This window comes from Bacteroides sp. 43_46 (assembly GCF_001915455.1).
GTDB lineage: Bacteria > Bacteroidota > Bacteroidia > Bacteroidales > Bacteroidaceae > Bacteroides > Bacteroides caccae.
Window position 1 is genome coordinate 12,341 of record NZ_MNQN01000113.1, and the last position, 19,804, is coordinate 32,144.

9 protein-coding genes and 2 pseudogenes are annotated in these 19,804 nt (G+C 42.2%); 9 read left to right on the forward strand and 2 right to left on the reverse strand.

All coding sequences use genetic code 11. The features are described 5' to 3' along the window. Window positions 1-38 precede the first annotated feature (38 nt). Complete coding sequence (locus BHV72_RS11195) at window positions 39-674, forward strand: cytidylate kinase-like family protein (protein ID WP_022042874.1); 636 nt, start codon at window positions 39-41, stop codon at window positions 672-674. A gap of 94 nt (window positions 675-768) precedes the next feature. Here BHV72_RS11195 and BHV72_RS11200 read toward each other — a convergent pair. Then, a pseudogene (locus tag BHV72_RS11200) lies at window positions 769-2,360 on the reverse strand (putative transporter). 269 nt (window positions 2,361-2,629) lie between these two features. Between BHV72_RS11200 and mutA the strand changes: the two are divergent. The 7 genes and pseudogenes from mutA (at window position 2,630) to BHV72_RS11235 (ending at window position 17,438) form a co-directional block, all read left to right on the forward strand. Then, window positions 2,630-4,509, forward strand: a pseudogene (gene mutA, locus BHV72_RS11205) (methylmalonyl-CoA mutase small subunit). A 1-nt stretch (window position 4,510) separates the two neighbouring features. Continuing rightward, window positions 4,511-6,658 carry a methylmalonyl-CoA mutase gene (gene scpA / locus BHV72_RS11210; RefSeq protein WP_005678836.1) on the forward strand — a complete coding sequence of 716 codons (2,148 nt, stop codon included), beginning with the start codon at window positions 4,511-4,513 and terminating at the stop codon, window positions 6,656-6,658. A 164-nt stretch (window positions 6,659-6,822) separates the two neighbouring features. Beyond that, window positions 6,823-8,997: a DNA topoisomerase 3 gene (locus BHV72_RS11215; protein WP_022042877.1), complete on the forward strand. Its 2,175-nt coding sequence runs from the start codon at window positions 6,823-6,825 to the stop codon at window positions 8,995-8,997. A gap of 986 nt (window positions 8,998-9,983) precedes the next feature. Further along, window positions 9,984-11,264 carry an IPT/TIG domain-containing protein gene (locus BHV72_RS11220; RefSeq protein WP_005682724.1) on the forward strand — a complete coding sequence of 427 codons (1,281 nt, stop codon included), beginning with the start codon at window positions 9,984-9,986 and terminating at the stop codon, window positions 11,262-11,264. Window positions 11,265-11,285: 21 nt separating this feature from the next. Further along, window positions 11,286-14,366 (forward strand): SusC/RagA family TonB-linked outer membrane protein, encoded by a 3,081-nt coding sequence (locus BHV72_RS11225; protein WP_286855987.1) that lies wholly within the window; start codon window positions 11,286-11,288, stop codon window positions 14,364-14,366. Between the two features lie 11 nt (window positions 14,367-14,377). After that, the gene (locus BHV72_RS11230; protein ID WP_005682726.1) at window positions 14,378-16,393 is read left to right on the forward strand and encodes a RagB/SusD family nutrient uptake outer membrane protein; all 2,016 of its coding nucleotides are present in this window, start codon (window positions 14,378-14,380) and stop codon (window positions 16,391-16,393) included. 31 nt (window positions 16,394-16,424) lie between these two features. Next, a complete protein-coding gene (locus BHV72_RS11235) occupies window positions 16,425-17,438 on the forward strand; it encodes a BT_3987 domain-containing protein (protein WP_005678842.1) in 1,014 nt (337 codons plus the stop codon). Between the two features lie 132 nt (window positions 17,439-17,570). On the opposite strand, the gene BHV72_RS11240 is transcribed toward BHV72_RS11235, so the two are convergent. After that, the gene (locus tag BHV72_RS11240; RefSeq protein WP_050396696.1) at window positions 17,571-18,470 is read right to left on the reverse strand and encodes a formylglycine-generating enzyme family protein; all 900 of its coding nucleotides are present in this window, start codon (window positions 18,468-18,470) and stop codon (window positions 17,571-17,573) included. A 199-nt stretch (window positions 18,471-18,669) separates the two neighbouring features. On the opposite strand from BHV72_RS11240, the gene BHV72_RS11245 reads away from it, so the two are divergent. Next, a complete protein-coding gene (locus BHV72_RS11245) occupies window positions 18,670-19,728 on the forward strand; it encodes a linear amide C-N hydrolase (protein ID WP_005678845.1) in 1,059 nt (352 codons plus the stop codon). The last annotated feature ends 76 nt before the right edge of the window (window positions 19,729-19,804 follow it).

The following is a 19,804-nucleotide window of genomic DNA, read 5'->3' on the forward strand; positions in this document are numbered from 1 at the left end:
TCGTATGTTTGCTACACAACCATAAAATTAAGTTTACTATGAACGGTAATTATGTCATTAATATCGGTCGCCAACTAGGTAGCGGCGGAAAAGAAATAGGAGAGAAACTGGCTGCTCGTCTGGGCATTGACTTTTACGATAAAGAATTGATTAATCTGGCATCTGAGGAGAGCGGATTATGCAAAGAGTTTTTTGAGAAGGCGGACGAGAAAGCTTCGCAGGGAATTATCGGCGGATTATTTGGTATGCGTTTCCCCTTTATCAGTGAGGGAGCCATGCCTTGTAACAATTGTTTGAGTAATGATGCACTGTTCAAGGTACAGAGTGACGTTATCCGTCGTTTGGCGGCAGAAAAATCCTGTGTGTTTGTAGGACGCTGTGCTGACTATATTTTAAGGGAACATCCCCGTTGTGCCAATATTTTTATTTCGGCTTCCAAAGAAGACCGTATCATGCGTCTTTGCCGGATTCATAATGTGAATGAAGAAGTGGCGGAAGAGATGATAGAGAAAGCCGATAAAAGACGTTCGGAATATTATAATTATTATAGTTATAAGACATGGGGAGCGGCAGCTACTTATCATCTGTGTATTGATTCGTCTTCTTTAGGGATTGAAGAAACAGTACGGTTTGTAGAAGAATTTGTGGCTAAGAAGTTACAATTAAGGTTTTGATTCGGAGAAACTGACTAGGTAGTAAATAAAATAAAGCCGGCTATTCCTTTTATGGAGTTGGCCGGCTTTATCATTTATATAAACTAAGCTTGATTTACATCATTGCCAGTAATATCATTTGTCCCGTCAGAATGCGGAGGAACATAGATAATGGATAAACAGTAGAGTAACCTACTGCCGGAGCATCTCCGGATGTTGTCTGATTGGCGTACGCCAATGCGGGAGGGTCGGTATTACTACCGGCAATCAATCCCATGAGGGTAAAGTAGTTTACTTTATAATATAGTCTGGCGATAGCACCGATAATGAGTAACGGAATGACGGTAATTAAGAAACCACAACCTACATAAAGTAATCCATCACCCTCGACAACCGTTTGTACGAAGTTGGCGCCGGCATCTATACCCACACTGGCAAGGAACAGCACAATACCGATTTCACGAAGCATCAGGTTGGCGCTCATGGTGGTATAAGTCACCAGGTGGAGTTTATGACCGAAGCGTCCGATAAGGATTGCAACTACCAGCGGACCACCTGCCAGACCAAGTTTCAATGGTGTCGGCATACCGGGGAATGCGATAGGAAGACTACCCAAAAGGATACCCAGGAAAATACCTACGAAAATAGTTACGATATTCGGAGTATCCAAACGCTTCAATTGATTACCTAAGACACCTGCTACACGCTCTACTGCGTCCTGCTGGCCTACTACCATAACACGGTCGCCTACTTGCAGTATCAGGTTGGGATCAGCAAACAAGTCCATACCGGAACGATTGACACGGGTTACATTGACATCGTACATACTGCGGAAGTGCATAGAACCCAGCGTCTTTCCGTTGATTTCCGGTTTGGTGACCAGGATACGGTGGGATACCATTGGGAGATCTTGTTTCTCCCAGTCTATATCTACTTCCTTACCGATGAATACGGTAATGGCGGGTGCATCTTCTTCAGAGCAGACGATAAATAGCTGGTCGCCTACATTGAAAATAGTCTCATGGTTCGGAATGCTTACGTGTCCTTCGTGACGAATGCGGGAGCAAACGAACTGACGTCCTAGAAATTCTTTAATCTCAATCAGTGTCTTTCCACTGATAGACTCGTTGCGTACCTCAAGGCTCAACATATGCGGCTTATGGTGTGCATCTCCGCTCTGCATTTTCAGGCTTTCTTCTTCTTTTGCCATATTGACACGGAAGATGTAGCGGATAGCGATGATAGAACCGATAATACCTACTACGCCGAGCGGATAAGCACAGGCATAACCCAATGCGATCTGCGGGCCGTTGTAGCTCAACTGGTTCAGTGCTTCGTTGGCAGCACCAAGTCCCGGAGTGTTCGTCACAGCTCCGTAGAGAATACCTACCATCATCGGCAATTCAACACGACCGTTCCAAAGGTAATAGAGCCCCAATGCAACAGCAATATTTAACACTACGATGCCTACAGCCAACAGGTTCAATGTCATTCCCCCCTTTTTGAAAGAAGAGAAGAAAGACGGCCCCCCGTGAAGCCGAAATGTCCCATTAGGATGCCGGCAAACAAAACAAATGTGACGCCCAAAGATACACCGAATATCTTTATCTTACCGAGATACACGCCGGCTGCCACTACGAATGCGTAGAGGAACACGATGTGTGCCACGGAACTGGGGTCCCACAATAAACTTTGTAACCAATCCATAATTTAGTAGTTTTTATAATGTCTTTTCTAAAAACGGGTGCAAAATTAGTCATAACATTGGAGCTAATCAAATAAAAGAAGAACTAAAAATTGCGGGAAAGAAGAATTTCCATACAGATTCTATACAAAGTGGAGGTGTGCGAATTTTCTATAAAAAGAAGTTTCGTTTGAACTTATTAATTATATTTGCAAGTCGAACAACAGACATTTGGAAAGAGACAGATAAAAATAGAGACAATATTAATTCTTGTTTTAATTTTAGATAAACTATGGCAGACAAAAAAGAAAAACTCTTCTCAGACTTTTCTCCTGTCTCCACCGAACAATGGATGGAGAAGGTTACAGCCGACTTGAAAGGTGCTGGAAGACGAACGAAGGATTCAAAGTGAAACCTTTCTACCGGATGGAGGACTTGGAAGGGTTGAAGACGACAGACGCACTTCCCGGAGAATTCCCTTATTTAAGAGGAACCAAGAAGGACAACAATGAATGGCTGGTACGTCAGGAAATCAAAGTGGAATGTCCTAAAGAGGCCAATGCGAAAGCACTGGATATCCTGAATAAAGGTGTCGATTCACTTTCTTTCCATGTAAGGGCAAAAGAACTCAATGCGGAATATCTTGAGACTCTGTTGAATGATATTCAAGCTGAGTGTGTTGAACTGAACTTCTCTACTTGTCAGGGACACGTTGTTGAACTGGCTAATCTGCTGGTAGCTTATTTCCGGAAGAAGGATTATGATGTGAAGAAGCTGAAAGGCTCTATCAACTATGATTTCTTCAATAAAATGCTGACCCGCGGCAAGGAAAAGGGTGATATGGTGCAAACTGCTAAAGCACTGATTGAAGCTATCCAACCGCTTCCTTTCTACCGCGTACTGAATGTGAACGCATTATCGCTGAACAATGCCGGAGCTTATATTTCTCAGGAATTGGGGTATGCATTGGCTTGGGGTAATGAATACATGAGCCAACTGACCGATGCCGGTGTTCCTGCTGCTATAGTGGCTAAAAAAATCAAATTTAACTTCGGTATCAGTTCCAACTATTTCCTTGAAATTGCTAAATTCCGTGCAGCACGTCTGTTGTGGGCGAATATTGTAGCTTCTTACAATCCGGAATGTTTGCGCGACTGTGATAACAAAGGTGCTAACGGTGAATGTCGTTGCGCGGCAAAAATGGCGGTTCATGCCGAAACTTCCACTTTCAATCTGACTTTGTTTGATGCACACGTGAACCTGCTCCGTACACAGACTGAAGCGATGAGCGCTGCATTAGGTGGTGTGGATTCTATGACAGTGACTCCGTTTGACAAGACATACGAGACTCCGGATGAATTCTCCGAACGTCTGGCACGCAATCAACAACTATTGTTGAAGGAAGAATCTCATTTCGATAAAGTAATTGACCCGGCTGCCGGCTCTTATTATATTGAAAACCTGACAATTTCTATTGCACAGCAAGCATGGAACTTGTTCCTGTCTGTAGAAGAAGCCGGTGGTTTCTATGTAGCATTGAAGGCGGGGACTGTTCAGGCTGCTGTCAACGAAAGTAATAAAGCCCGTCATAAAGCGGTGGCCCAACGTCGTGAAGTATTGCTGGGTACTAACCAATTCCCGAACTTCAATGAAAAGGCCGGAGATAAGCAACCGGTTGAAGCAAAATGCTGCTGTGGTGGAAAAGACCATACTTGTGAGAAAGACGTGGATACATTGGTATTCGACCGTGCTGCCAGCGAGTTTGAAGCATTGCGTCTCGAAACGGAAGCATCCGGCAAACGTCCGAAAGCATTCATGCTGACTATCGGTAATCTGGCTATGCGTCAGGCACGTGCGCAGTACTCTTGCAACTTCCTGGCTTGTGCCGGTTATGAAGTGGTTGATAATCTCGGATTTGAAACGGTAGAAGCCGGAGTAGAAGCAGCTATGGCTGCCAAAGCTGATATTGTCGTAATCTGTTCAAGTGATGATGAATATGCGGAATATGCAATTCCTGCATTCAAGGCATTGGACGGCCGCGCTATGTTTATCGTTGCCGGTGCTCCTGCTTGTATGGACGAACTGAAAGCAGCGGGTATCGAAAACTTCATCCATGTCCGTGTCAACGTACTGGATACCTTGAAAGAGTTTAACGCCAAACTATTGAAGTAAGATGAGAAAAGATTTTAAAAACTTAGATATATATGCCGCATTTCAGCCTGCTAACGGTGCTGAATGGCAAAAGGCTAACGGTATCTCCGCTGACTGGAAAACGCCGGAACACATTGAAGTGAAGCCTGTTTATACAAAAGAAGACCTCGAAGGAATGGAACACCTCGGCTATGCTGCCGGACTTCCGCCCTATCTGCGTGGTCCGTATTCAGTAATGTACACGCTTCGTCCTTGGACTATCCGCCAGTATGCCGGATTCTCCACTGCTGAAGAATCAAATGCTTTCTATCGCCGTAACTTGGCTTCCGGTCAGAAAGGTCTGTCGGTAGCATTCGACTTGGCTACTCATCGCGGTTATGACCCCGACCACGAACGTGTTGTGGGCGACGTAGGTAAGGCAGGTGTGTCTATCTGTTCCTTAGAGAACATGAAAGTCCTGTTCGATGGCATTCCTTTGAACAAGATGTCCGTGTCTATGACAATGAACGGTGCGGTACTTCCTATTATGGCATTCTATATCAATGCCGGACTGGAACAAGGTGCCAAACTGGAAGAAATGGCAGGTACAATCCAAAACGATATTCTGAAAGAGTTTATGGTGCGTAACACCTATATTTATCCGCCTGCATTCTCTATGAAGATTATTTCCGATATCTTCGAATATACTTCACAGAAGATGCCGAAATTCAATTCTATCTCTATCTCCGGTTACCACATGCAGGAAGCAGGTGCTACGGCGGATATCGAGTTGGCTTATACATTGGCTGACGGTTTGGAATATCTTCGTGCCGGAACTGCCGCAGGCATCGACATTGATGCGTTTGCTCCGCGTCTGTCTTTCTTCTGGGCAATCGGTACAAACCACTTTATGGAAATTGCCAAGATGCGTGCCGCACGTATGTTGTGGGCGAAGATTGTGAAACAGTTCAATCCGAAGAACCCGAAATCACTGGCATTGCGTACTCACTCACAGACTTCCGGTTGGTCACTGACCGAACAAGACCCGTTCAACAACGTGGGACGTACTTGTATCGAAGCTATGGCTGCCGCTTTGGGACATACTCAGTCTCTGCATACCAATGCATTGGATGAGGCTATCGCTCTTCCGACAGATTTCTCCGCACGTATTGCACGTAATACTCAGATTTATATTCAGGAAGAAACTTACATTTGTAAGAATGTTGACCCGTGGGGCGGTTCTTATTATGTAGAGTCTTTGACGAACGAATTGGCTCATAAGGCTTGGGAGCACATTCAGGAAATCGAAAAACTGGGTGGTATGGCGAAAGCTATCGAAACCGGCATTCCGAAGATGCGTATCGAAGAAGCTGCCGCACGTACACAGGCTCGTATCGACAGTGGTCAGCAGACTATTGTGGGTGTGAACAAGTACCGTCTGGATAAAGAAGCTCCGATTGATATTCTTGAAATTGATAATACTGCCGTTCGTCTTGAACAGATTGAAAACCTGAAACGTTTGAAAGAAGGACGCAACCAGGCTGAAGTGGACAAGGCATTGGCTGCAATTACCGAATGTGTGAAGACCGGTAAGGGTAACTTGCTGGAACTGGCTGTGGAAGCGGCTCGTGTTCGTGCGACATTGGGTGAAATCTCATTTGCTTGCGAACAGATAGTAGGACGTTATAAAGCAATAATTAGAACTATATCAGGCGTGTATTCATCAGAAAGTAAAAACGACAGCGACTTCAAGCGTGCTTGTGAACTGGCTGAGAAGTTTGCGAAGAAAGAGGGGCGTCAACCTCGTATTATGGTTGCCAAAATGGGACAGGACGGTCACGACCGTGGTGCTAAAGTGGTAGCAACAGGTTATGCGGACTGTGGTTTCGACGTGGATATGGGACCTCTGTTCCAGACTCCTGCGGAAGCAGCTCGCGAAGCGGTAGAAAACGATGTTCATGTAGTAGGTGTTTCTTCACTGGCTGCCGGACACAAGACATTGGTTCCGCAGATTATCGAAGAGTTGAAGAAACTGGGACGTGAAGACATTGTAGTGATTGCCGGTGGCGTTATCCCTGCACAGGATTATGACTTCTTGTATAAGGCAGGTGTGGCCGCTATTTTCGGTCCGGGTACTCCGGTAGCGAAAGCTGCTTGTCAAATTCTGGAAATTCTTATGGATGAAGAATAATTGTAGTTGATATATCTAGATTAGAACGTTAACGAAGTGATTGTCTTTTATAATAGAGGCAATCACTTTTTTCTTATGATAGACTTTTTTTTATCTTCATGCGGTCAGTGAGAAATAATCATGTAACTTTGTAGACTGATAGTATAAAAACAAGAGGAGAAAGAATGATAGTTTGCATAGCCGAAAAGCCATCTGTTGCACGCGATATAGCCGAGGTACTCGGCGCTCATACAAGGAAAGAGGGATATATAGAAGGGAACGGATACCAGGTGACCTGGACATTCGGGCATCTCTGTACCTTGAAAGAACCGCATGAATATACACCCAATTGGAAATCGTGGAGCTTGGGTAGCTTGCCGATGATCCCCCCACGTTTCGGTATCAAACTGATTGGACATGACCCGGGTATTGAGAAACAGTTTCATATTATCGAACAGTTGATGCAGAATGCAGATGAGATTATCAATTGCGGTGATGCCGGTCAGGAAGGAGAATTGATTCAGCGCTGGGTGATGCAAAAGGCGGGTGCACGCTGTCCGGTGAGGCGTTTGTGGATTTCTTCTTTGACGGAAGAGGCTATTCGTGAAGGTTTTTCCAAGTTAAAAGATCAGTCTGATTTCCAATCGTTGTATGAGGCGGGACTTTCTCGTGCAATAGGTGACTGGCTGCTGGGAATGAACGCCACACGCTTATATACTATTAAATATGGTCAAAACAAACAGGTGCTTTCTATCGGACGTGTGCAGACACCTACTTTGGCATTGATTGTCAACCGTCAGTTGGAAATTGCCAATTTCCAACCCAAGCAATATTGGGAACTAAAAACAAACTATCGAGATACTACTTTCTCCGCACTTATCCGCAAAAGTGATGAAGAAATAGCGGCAGAAGAAGAAAAAAACGGTGGAAAAAAGAAAATAGACAATCCGGGTATCGATCCTATCGCCAATCGTGAAGAAGGTGAAGCCTTGGTACAACGTATCAAAGACCTTCCTTTTGTGGTAACCAGTGTTGGTAAGAAAGACGGAAAGGAATATGCTCCGCGTTTGTTTGACTTGACTTCCCTTCAGGTAGAGTGTAACAAGAAATTCGCCTATTCTGCCGATGAAACACTGAAACTGATCCAATCTCTTTATGAGAAGAAAGTTGCTACATATCCACGTGTTGATACCACTTTTCTGAGCGACGATATTTATCCGAAATGTCCTGGTATTCTGAAAGGGCTTCGTGATTACGAAGTATTGACTGCCCCGTTGAATGGTTCTACGTTGCCTAAATCAAAAAAGGTATTTGATAATTCGAAAGTGACGGACCACCACGCCATTATCCCTACCGGAGTTTATGCTCAAAACCTTACTGATATGGAACGTCGTGTCTATGACTTAATAGCGCGCCGTTTTATAGCAGTGTTCTATCCTGATTGTAAGATTTCGACTACTACCGTGATGGGTGAAGTGGATAAAATAGAATTTAAAGTCACCGGTAAGCAAATCTTAGAACCAGGCTGGCGTGTGGTATTCGCTAAAGATGTGAAAGACACTACTGAAGAAAAGGACGATGACGATGAAAATGTCCTTCCTGCCTTTGCAAAAGGGGAGAGTGGTCCTCACATCCCCGACTTGAATGAAAAATGGACGCAGCCGCCAAGACCTTTTACGGAAGCGACCTTGCTCCGGGCTATGGAAACCGCCGGAAAACTAGTCGATAATGATGAACTTCGCGATGCCTTGAAAGAGAATGGTATCGGTCGCCCATCTACCCGTGCCGCTATTATTGAAACGCTGTTCAAACGAAATTATATCCGCAAGGAGAGAAAGAATCTGATCGCTACACCGACAGGAGTAGAATTGGTGCAGCTAATCCACGAAGAACTTTTGAAATCAGCGGAGTTGACGGGTATTTGGGAAAAGAAGTTGCGTGAGATAGAAAAGAAAACATACGATGCTCGCCAATTTCTTGAAGAACTGAAACAAATGGTTTCGGAAATTGTAATGAGTGTACTTTCTGATAATACCAATCGTCGTATCACTATTCAAGATGCGGTAGCTGCCAAGACCGAAGAGAAGGCAAAGAAGGAACCTAAAAAACGTGAACGGAAAGTAAGTACGCCGCCGAAAGAGAAAAAAAAGAATTCCGAAGCAGGAGAATCAAAAGAGTCAAAAACAGAAGTATCACCGTCTCCTGTTGCTACCCCTATTTCTTCTCTGAATAATACTCCGGACTCATTAGTAGGACAATCCTGTCCGGTTTGTGGTAAGGGAATTATCATAAAAGGAAAAACAGCCTACGGGTGTTCGGAATGGAAAAATGGATGTACATACCGAAAAACATTTGAATAGTTTTAGTCTTATAAGGTTTAAGTAAAAGACGAGTTTCAGTTGTAGCCAATACTATTACTAAATTATAGTGTGTTGTTGTAAATTTCATCATAATAAGAAAAAAATGTCGCGATAAGGAAAAAAGTTCTCACTACAGTGAGAACTTTTTTTCATAATAGTGGAAGCATTTAGGGAAAATGTAACTAATTTCTGATATTTGTAATTATTAAGATTAAGACGTTCGCGTAATGTATATTGTTGGTATTCAAAAAGATAACGCGATTCTATGAAACTTTGATCGAGTACACTGAATCAAATGCTAAAAAATGCCTAAGTTCTACTTGAACTTAGGTTATAAACTGAAAAAGAAAGCCCTGTGCTACTCTCACTTGAATAATACGGTAGATATATTAGATCGAAATATAGTCATGGACTATTTTAGGCATGAAAATCACTGGCAAAGTTCACAAAAGAAAAAAAATAATAATAAAACAATTTATTATATATTGTTATATAATAAAATATTGTATATTTGCATTCGAGAATATTAAATATTTGCACAAGACACAAGAAGGCTATATAAAAATAAATACAGAGAAAGTACATTTAAACATCCAAATAATATTTAAGGTACTTATTTTTTATTATTTATTACCTTTTACCTAAGTTCAAGTAGAACTTAGTAACAAGCAAAGGATATTCGACTAATTTTTTATTAACTAAATCAAGAAATGCTTATGAAAAGAAAACCTCCGCTTATCTTATGAATTATGAATTTTGGAAATGAAAATTCAAAAACAAAGGCAAACATGTTGATACTTCAAAGGAGTGTTAACAGGCTTATTCTCTAAAATTGATTCCAGTCAGGTCCCCAAAAAACTGATGGATTTCGATTAATCGTTAACCTTTGATCTTGGTTTAAAAGTTTATTTGATCTTCCTTTCATAGGATAAAAAACTGATAAACTATTAAATAGGATCATTAATTTAATAAATGAAATAATAGTAATGAGAAAAACATCTTTGGTAACTATTTTATTTGCAATGCTGATAACCTTTCTTTCAGCATGTAAAAGTGATTCAGAAGAAGGTGGCACAACAGGCAAACCTTATGATCCAAATCAACCGATTAAACTAACCTCTTTTTACCCTGAAAATGGGGGAATGGCAACGAAAGTTATTATTAATGGAGAAAATTTCGGAACTGATCTTTCGCAGATAAAAGTATTCTACAATGAAAAACAAGCGGCAGTGGTACGTTCCATAGGAACTAAAATTTATGTCATTACTCCTCGGCAACCGGGAGATAATTGCACTATTACAGTAGAAGTAGGTAAAGATAAAGCCAGTTTTGAACAGCAGTTTTCGTATAAGACACAGGTTACTGTAAGTACGATTACGGGAACGCCGCGAACGGAAGTAAATGCAGTTGACGGAACATTGGCGGCAGCTCAGTTCGGATTGACTCATTTTGTTTGCGTAGATCGTGAGAAAAATATATTTGTTTGCGAAAGGTCCAGTTATCGTTTACGCCAGATAAATGAGCAACAAAATATGGTAACTACATTAGCTACAAATATTACAGCTCCATTTATTCCAATGGTTGAAACAGAAGGGCAGAAAGTCTTTTTACCGCTTTGGGTACAAGGAGGTAATTTGTTACAATTTGATCCGGAAACACAATGGGCTAAAAAACAGGTGAAGCCACAGAATGTAACATTAGACCAATATATATCCGCTGCTGTTAATCCGGAAGATAAACTGGTGTATATAAAGGCATTAAATGGAAACTTGGCTAAAATGGATCCTAAGAGTAAGGAAGCAGAACTAGTTACTACGGGGCTGGATGCGGGTTGGACTTATGATGCTATCTGTTGTTTTGATAGTCTCGATCCGGATGTGCTCTATATTTGTTATCGGAGCAAGCATTGTATTTATCGCTATGAACTTTCTACCGGAAATTATGAATTGTATGCAGGAGCAAGAGAAGATCCTGGCTATGAGGACGGAAAACGTTTGAACGCACGATTTAATTTCCCTTCACAGATATGTTTCGACTTAGACGGAATCATGTATATTGCAGATTCCAGTAATCATTGTATTCGTTCGATTGACCGGGAAGGAGCAGTAAGTACTGTAATTGGTGTCCCGGGCAGAGCCGGCTATGTAGACGGTACGCCGGATGACGCTTTATTTGATGAGCCTTGGGGAGTAGCTGTGGATGAAGAAGGTACAATTTACATTGCAGATACTAAAAATAAGTGTATTAGAAAACTTGCTATTCAGTAACCTGTTTATCACTAATTCAACATGAGAAAATTATATATTATTCAAATTTTACTTTTATGCTGTTTGGGCGTCATGGCTCAAAAAGCGGGGAAATCGCTGACTATTTCGGGTATAGTTGTCGATAAGTCGTCCGATAAGGAACCGATTATCGGCGCTAATATATTCTTGAAAGACCGTCCGGGCGTAGGTACAACGACCGATTTGGATGGTAGATTTAAAGTTCAGGCACATAAAGGCGATGTACTGATCGTTAATTATATCGGATATGATAAGATAGAGTATTTCGTTACCGATAGCCAGACAAACCTGGTTCTTAAAATGACTCCTTCTGCTACTGCTTTGGACGAAGTAGTAGTGGTGGGTATGGGAACCCAGCGTAAAGTGAGCGTAGTAGGAGCTATCACAAGCGTGGATATTGGTGACCTTGCTGTTCCGGCCACTTCACTGAATAACTCTTTGGGAGGTAGAGTGCCGGGAGTTATCTCTATCCAGTCGAGTGGTGAACCGGGTAAAAATATCTCGGAATTTTGGGTTCGCGGTATAGGAACATTTGGTGCTAATAGTTCGGCTTTGGTGTTGATTGACGGTTTGGAAGGCGATTTGAGTCAGGTTGATCCTGCTGACGTAGAGAGCTTTTCTGTTTTAAAAGATGCTTCTGCAACGGCGGTTTACGGTGTTCGTGGTGCTAACGGAGTAATTCTTGTAACGACCAAGCGGGGAACAGTAGAAAAACTCAAAATTACAGCCCGTGCCAATTTTACTATTTCACAGTTGAAGCGGTTACCTAAATATTTGAGAGCTTATGATTACGCCAAGCTGGCCAATGAAGCCAGAGTCGTTTCAGGAGAGAAAGAACTCTATTCTCCTATGGAAATGGATTTAATCCAATATCAATTGGACCCGGATTTGTATCCGGATGTAAACTGGCAAGACGAAATTCTGCATAAGACTTCTTTCCAGCAGACTTATTATGTAAGTGCACAGGGAGGTGGTAGTATTGCCCGTTATTTTGTGAGTATGGGTATGTCGAAAGAGTCGGCAGCATATATTCAAGGCCCTGACAGCCGTTACAAGGCAGACACAGGATACAACACATATAATTATCGAACCAATTTGGATATCAATGTTACTAAGTCAACCACCCTCTATTTGGGGTTGGACGGATTTATATCCAATAAAAAAGAGCCGGGAATGGCTAACACAGATTTACTTTGGAATGCTCAGTCAATGTTGACACCGTTGACTATTCCTACTAGGTTTTCAACAGGACAACTTCCGGCTTATGGTGTCAATGATGCCTATTCACCTTATGTAATGCTTAATCATACGGGAATGGCTACCCGCGAGACTTACAAAAATATGGTGACTCTCGCTCTGAACCAGGATTTGTCATTTCTTCTGAAAGGATTGAAAGTAAAAGTACAGGGCGCGTTGAATAGCGACGTATATTATGATGAGACTCGTTTTGTAATGCCGGAGATGTATTCGGCTATCGGGCGAACGACTTCCGGAGAACTTCAATTGGCAAAGAAAGTTGACGCTCAAGCAGCTACATTCAGTAAGACATTGAATCATTGGCGTAAATATCATTTCGAGTTTACTGCCAATTACGAAAGGTTATTCAATGATAAACACAGGACAACAGCCTTGCTTTACTATTACATGAGTGACGAGAAGGCGACTAAAGACATCACTGACAGTATGAGCGCTATTCCCAAACGTTATCAGGGAGTATCCGGAAGAATTACTTATAGTTTTAAAGATACCTATTTCATTGATGCAAACTTCGGTTATACAGGTTCCGAAAACTTCGAGCCGGGTAAGCAATTCGGTTTCTTTCCTTCGGGAGCTATCGGTTGGGTGCCGACAAACTATGATTTCATGCGGAAAGCGGTGCCTTGGCTGGATTTTCTTAAAATCCGTTTCTCGTATGGACAAGTAGGTAACGACCGTATTTCCAATAAACGCTTCCCTTATCTGACTATTATTAATTCTAATGCGGCTACGGGCTGGGGAAGCGATTCCAATGGTGTGAACGAGTCTATCGTAGGTGCTGACAATCTGGCTTGGGAGAAATCAACCAAAGCGGATGTGGGTATTGAAGCGAAATTCTTCAAAGAAAAACTCTCCTTAGTGGTCGATTATTTCAATGACCAGCGAAATGGTATTTTCCAGCAGAGAACTCAGGTTCCTGATTTCGCGGGTATTATCACCATGCCTTATGGTAATGTGGGAAAGATGCGTAGCTACGGAGCTGACGGAAATATTTCTTATTCGCAGGATATAGGCAAAGACTTCTCATTTACGATCAGAGGAAACTTTACCTATTCGAAGAATGATGTGCAGAACTGGGAACAGGCTGATCCAAAATATCCCTATCAGCAGATAAGCGGTATGCCGTATGGAGTGCAACGTGGTTACATAGCATTGGGATTGTTCAGAGATGACCAAGATGTGGAGAGCAGTCCGTCGCAGTTTGGAACTGTCCGTCCGGGTGATATTAAATATAAAGATGTGAATGGTGATGGACGTATAACGGAAGACGACCAAGTGCCGTTGGCCTACTCTAACTATCCGTTATTGATGTATGGATTCGGCGGAGAGTTCCGTTACAAATCGTTTACACTGGCTTGTCTGTTCAAAGGAACGGGAAATACAACCTATTTTAAAGTCGGTAATGGATATGAAATGGGATATGTTCCTTTCCATGGTGAAAAGACAGGTAATGTACCTGTGGAAGCCGGCGTTCAGGCAAATCGCTGGACTCCAGCCTGGTATTCAGGAGATCCCTCTACGGAAAACCCTAATGCAGCATTCCCTCGATTATCCTATGGTAAGAATGAAAATAATACTAAGAAATCTACTTTCTGGAAAGACAATGCGCGCTATTTACGTTTACAGGAAATTAGCTTAACCTATAACCTGAAGACCAAGGGATTTGTAAAAAGACTGGGTATACAGTCATTCGACTTTCAATTGGTGGGATATAATCTGGCAGTCTGGAGCGGTGTGAAAACAGTAGATCCGGAACAAGCACAGAAAATGGGGCGTGTTTATCCTATTCCTGCCCGTTACGCATTTCAAACCTATATCCATTTCTAAATATGCATGATATGAAATATTTTAAAAGATTAATGATAACGCTATGTACAGCGTTCTACTTTTGCCTGTCCTCCTGCAATTACTTGAATGTGGATGAGTATTTTGCTGATACATTGGGATACGATTCTATTTTTCAGAATAAAATGAATCTTCAGAAATATCTATGGGCTACGGCTGCTTTCTTCCCCGATGAGGGCGCTATCTGGGGTGGTGCTTATACACCGGGTGTTACCGGTTCGGATGAAGCCTTTGTGCAATGGAACACGGGCGAATTTCCCGGAGTAACATTTGTTTTGGGGCACACGACTCCCGATAACTTGGGAACGATGAATAACTGGGCACAGATGTATAAAATCATTCGTAAGGTTAATATTATTTTCAGTAGAATCAATGAATGTAAAGACCTTACAAATATAGAACAACGCGAGATTCTGGGCTATGCACATTTTATGAGAGGCTATGCTTATTATAATTTGCTTCAAAACTTTGGTCCTGTCGTTCTTGTGGGAGATGAGCCGATGAATACCAATGAATCTCCTGCATACTATAATAAGGAAAGAGCAACGTATGATGAATCAGTAGATTATATCTGTAACGAGTTGGAAATTGCTGCAAATTATATTCCTTTGCGGGTTACGGTATCTCAGTTCGGGCGTCCTACACGCGGAGCTGCGTATGCGCTGATTGCTCGCTTACGGTTGCAACAGGCAAGTCCTTTGTTCAATGGAGGAAGTGCAGCGAAAACGACTTTCGGAGGTTGGATACGTAAATCGGACAATGTTCCCTATGTTAGCCAGACTTATGACGAGCAACGTTGGGCGGTAGCTGCGCATGCTGCCAAACGGGTAATTGATATGGATATGTATGAGTTGCATACCGTAAAAAGTGACAAGTACACGCCGGAATTGCCGACCAATGTATCAGACGTAAACTATTATACGAAAACTTTCCCGGAAGGGGCTGTGGGGATTGATCCCTATAAATCTTATAGCGATATGTTTACGGGCGAATCGACCGCTACTAAGAATCCGGAATATATATGGGGAAGAACATCCGGTAGTCTTCGTAGTTATACCCGGCACGCTTTTCCGGTGGGGCTAATGGGAGGATATAATGGAATGGCTGTCCCTCAGAAGTTTATTGATGCTTACTATATGGTTGATGGTAGAGATCGTACCAATTCGAGCGATGAATATCCATATCTGGAAGACGGATTCACTTCTGAAGTGAAGTCTTTCTCCGGATACCAGTTAAAGAGCGGTGTTTATAATATGTATATAAACCGTGAACCGCGCTTCTATGCATCGATTGGTTTTAGCGGTTGTTTCTGGCCTTGTGCTTCTACAAGTGAAGCTGTGAAGAAAAATGTCTATGTCTATTATTGGAAAGGTGCGAGTGGCTATGGGGCTTCCGGAAAGGATAAAGCGGTAGGTTCCGGTGACGCCAACAATTATCCGGTGACCGGGTATGTGATGAAGAAATATGTCCATAATGATGATGCTTGGAGTGGTACCGATGCAACCGTATTACCTAAATCATTCCCCATTATCCGTTATGCGGAAATATTACTTTCGTATGTAGAAGCATTGAATAATCTGACCGGATCTCATACGGTGACTTTCAGCGATGAAAGCACGGGCACTTATACTCGCGATATGAACGAAATGGCGAAATACTTTAATATGGTTCGCTATCGGGCGGGTTTGCCGGGCTTGACTACCGATGAGTTAAGTTCTGCTGATAAAATGTTTGACATCATTGTGAGAGAACGCATGATTGAGTTCCTTCACGAGAACAGACGTTTTTATGATGTCCGTCGTTGGGGTATTTATTTGGATACGGAAAAAGAACCGATTGTAGGTATGAATACGGACGGGTTTGAAGATGAATTTTTCCAAAGAACAACGGTCAATCATCTTTTTGCACGTACCAGAGTGGCCGATAAGAAAATGGTCTTCTTGCCTATTCCCCGTGCTGAATTGCGGAAAGTGCCATTAATGGATCAGAATCCGGGTTGGGATAATTAACGGGAACTATAAATTAAAATTTGATATGAGAATGAAATCAATAACAAAATATATGATGTATTGTGCCGTGTTAATGGGATTGACAGCGTGCAATGAAAATTCAATATTTGAAGGTGAGCTATACAAGAAGGTGGTGTATGTGTTGAGTGAAACGGACTTGACGTTTCCGGTCACTCATTCGCTGAATACTCCGGTTTCCGTTGGATATATAACCATTTACGCAGGTGGTACACGGGCTATTGACCAGGACGTGACCGTAACGTTGGAAAAAGATCCTGACTTGATTGATAAGTATAATCATGATAACTTTGACTTGGATGAGGATAAGTACGCGAAAGAACTGGATCCTTCCAGATATACGATTAAAAGTTATACTGCGGTGATGAAAGTTGGCGATCAGGACCCCTATGTAAAGTTGCCTATTGAAGTTAGGACCGAGGGATTGTCTCCCGATTCCACTTATCTGATTCCTTTACGGATTGCCAGTTGCACTCCTTATGAAGTGAATAAAGATAAGTCGCGGGTGTTGTATAAGGTGTATATTGAGAATGATTTTACCAGTCAGAAAAGTCCTTTGACATTATTTATGAGGGGTACTCAGCTGCGGGAAGATGATACAAAGCCTACACAGATATCAGCGAATAAGATTCTATATCCCTTGTCGAAACGGGGTGTGAGATTGAATGCCGGCATTGAAAACAGTGCCAATAAAGCAGAAGAGGAATTAATAAACAAGTCGAGCCTTATCATGGAAATCGGTGAGGAGGAACTGACTTATATCGATGGTACCAAATATAATACTCTTATACTAAAACCTTATAAATCAGAATTGATAGAGGTAGTACAATTACCCGGTACAACTGATGATGATGAAGCATTGTCTGTCCAGCAGGCAAACAGATACATCACCGTAGACGGAGTCACCCGTTTTTATCTTTCCTATAAATATCGTACACTGAAAACTGCTGCGACCAATGACGCACCTGCCGAATGGAACTCATGGATTGAGGTTTATGAGAACATGAAAGTTCCTACTGACGATTAAGCTTGTTTATAATGAACGATTAGTTTAAACAAGGTAAAGGCTTGTTCTTTTAAATCCCGTATATGTGATAGTTTGAGTATTCAAAACAACGTATACGGGATTTTTTATGTGTATGATTAGTGTAGAATATTTTTATTGGGCTACTCTCTTTTCCTCCGTGTTATCCTGAAAGGATATTACTAGCCGTAATCCGTAGTCAATGTCCCAACGCAGTGGATTGACTCCATAACGGTTGGTGATTTTGCAGTATTTGGCGATAGTATAATAACTTCCTCCGCGTAGCACTTTATGTAGATCAATCCCCTTCAGGTCAGGATCAATATTTCCGGTGAAAGGAACTTTTTTATCATACCAGTCCATGCACCATTCGTAGATGTTTCCGCTCATATCATAAAGTCCGAGTTCGTTGGGTTTTTTGGTTCCTATATCGTTGGATACATATGTGTTTTCATTGGAGTATTTTTCTTTAAACCAAGCGACTTGTGTCGGGTCATCGCTACCGGCATAAATGTAGTTTTGGGTATTCAAGCCTCCACGTGCGGCATATTCCCATTCTGCTTCGAACGGCAGACGGAAGGGGAGGCCGGATAACTGAGAGAGTTTTCGGGTGAATCGTTGAGTGTCATACCAGTTAACTTGATCTACGGGATAGTTACGTCTGTGTTGGTTGGAAGGATTCTCCCCCATAATGACGTACCATTCATCCTGACTTACCTCATAGCGGTTGATGAAAAAAGAGCCCACATTCACAGGATAATCGTTGTTTTCTCCGAGATTGGCTGTCCCTCCTTCTACGTAAACCATATTCCATAATATGTAACGTATCACTTCTTTTTGCTCATTACTAATGCCGGGCGACCAGCGTAGAGCTTTCTCTAACTGCGAAGGAAGCGCACCGACAATGGTTTTTTCTCTCCGGCATTTATCGCAAAATGCTTTCCATATCTTTTGTTTCTGTGCCATATTGGGTAATATAATACCCAGCAATAGAAGAAGGAATATTATAATCCGCTTAGTTTGTTTTCTTTCCATGATAGTTCTATGTTTATCTTTTTGACGATAGAAGATGAGAATAACTGCAATCATTAGTCTTAAATTTATTTAATATCTCTTTGGGAGTCTTCTTTGGACAAATCCCTTATTTTCATTAAAATCATCTTTATTTTCGGCAATAATCGTTATATATTTGTTATTATAGATAAGAGTATCAATTATTTAATTTGAAAAGAATATGAAAAAGAAACAGACAGGGGTTATATTGATGTTGGCTGCTCTCTCTTTGATGAGTATACAGCCGGTAGAGGCGTGTACACGTGCCGTTTACCTCGGCCCGGAACAGTTGGTGATAACGGGGCGTACAATGGACTGGAAAGAAGACATTATGTCGAATATCTATGTTTTCCCGCGTGGCATTCAGCGTGTTGGGCATAATAAGGAAAAAACGGTGAACTGGACTTCCAAGTATGGAAGTGTGATTGCAACCGGTTATGATATAGGAACTTGCGACGGTATGAATGAAAAGGGCTTGGTGGCTAGTCTACTTTTCTTGCCCGAATCTATTTATTCGCTTCCCGGTGATATCCGTCCGGCAATGGGAATCAGTATTTGGACGCAATACGTGCTTGATAACTTTGCCACTGTACGTGAGGCCGTTGATGAACTGAAAAAGGAGACTTTCCGGATTGACGCTCCCCGTATGCCGAATGGAGGACCGGAATCTACTTTGCACATGGCCATCACCGACGAAACAGGCAATACGGCTGTGCTGGAATATCTGGATGGAAAGTTAAGCATTCACGAAGGGAAAGAATATCAGGTAATGACAAATTCTCCTCGGTATGAATACCAGTTAGCTATCAACGATTACTGGAAAGAAGTCGGCGGATTGCAGATGTTGCCGGGAACGAACCGTTCGAGCGACCGTTTTGTCCGTGCCTCTTTCTACATTCATGCCATTCCGCAGACTGCCGATGCAAAAATTGCTGTTCCCAGTGTGCTGAGTGTGATGCGTAATGTTTCAGTTCCATTTGGCATTAATACTCCGGAGAAACCTCATATTTCTTCTACCCGTTGGCGTTCCGTCTCCGACCAGAAGAATAAGGTCTATTATTTTGAATCCACATTGACGCCGAATTTGTTTTGGCTTGATTTGAAAAAGATAGACTTTAGCCCGAAAGCCGGTATAAAGAAATTGTCTTTGACGAAGGGAGAGATTTATGCAGGAGATGCGGTGAAGGATTTGAAAGATAGTGAGTCATTTACGTTCCTTTTTGAGACTCCGCTCATGTAGTAGTTTCTTGTTATCTATAAAATAAAACGGTGGACAGATGCTTGATTGTAAGCCTGCCCGCCGTTTTGTTTATACC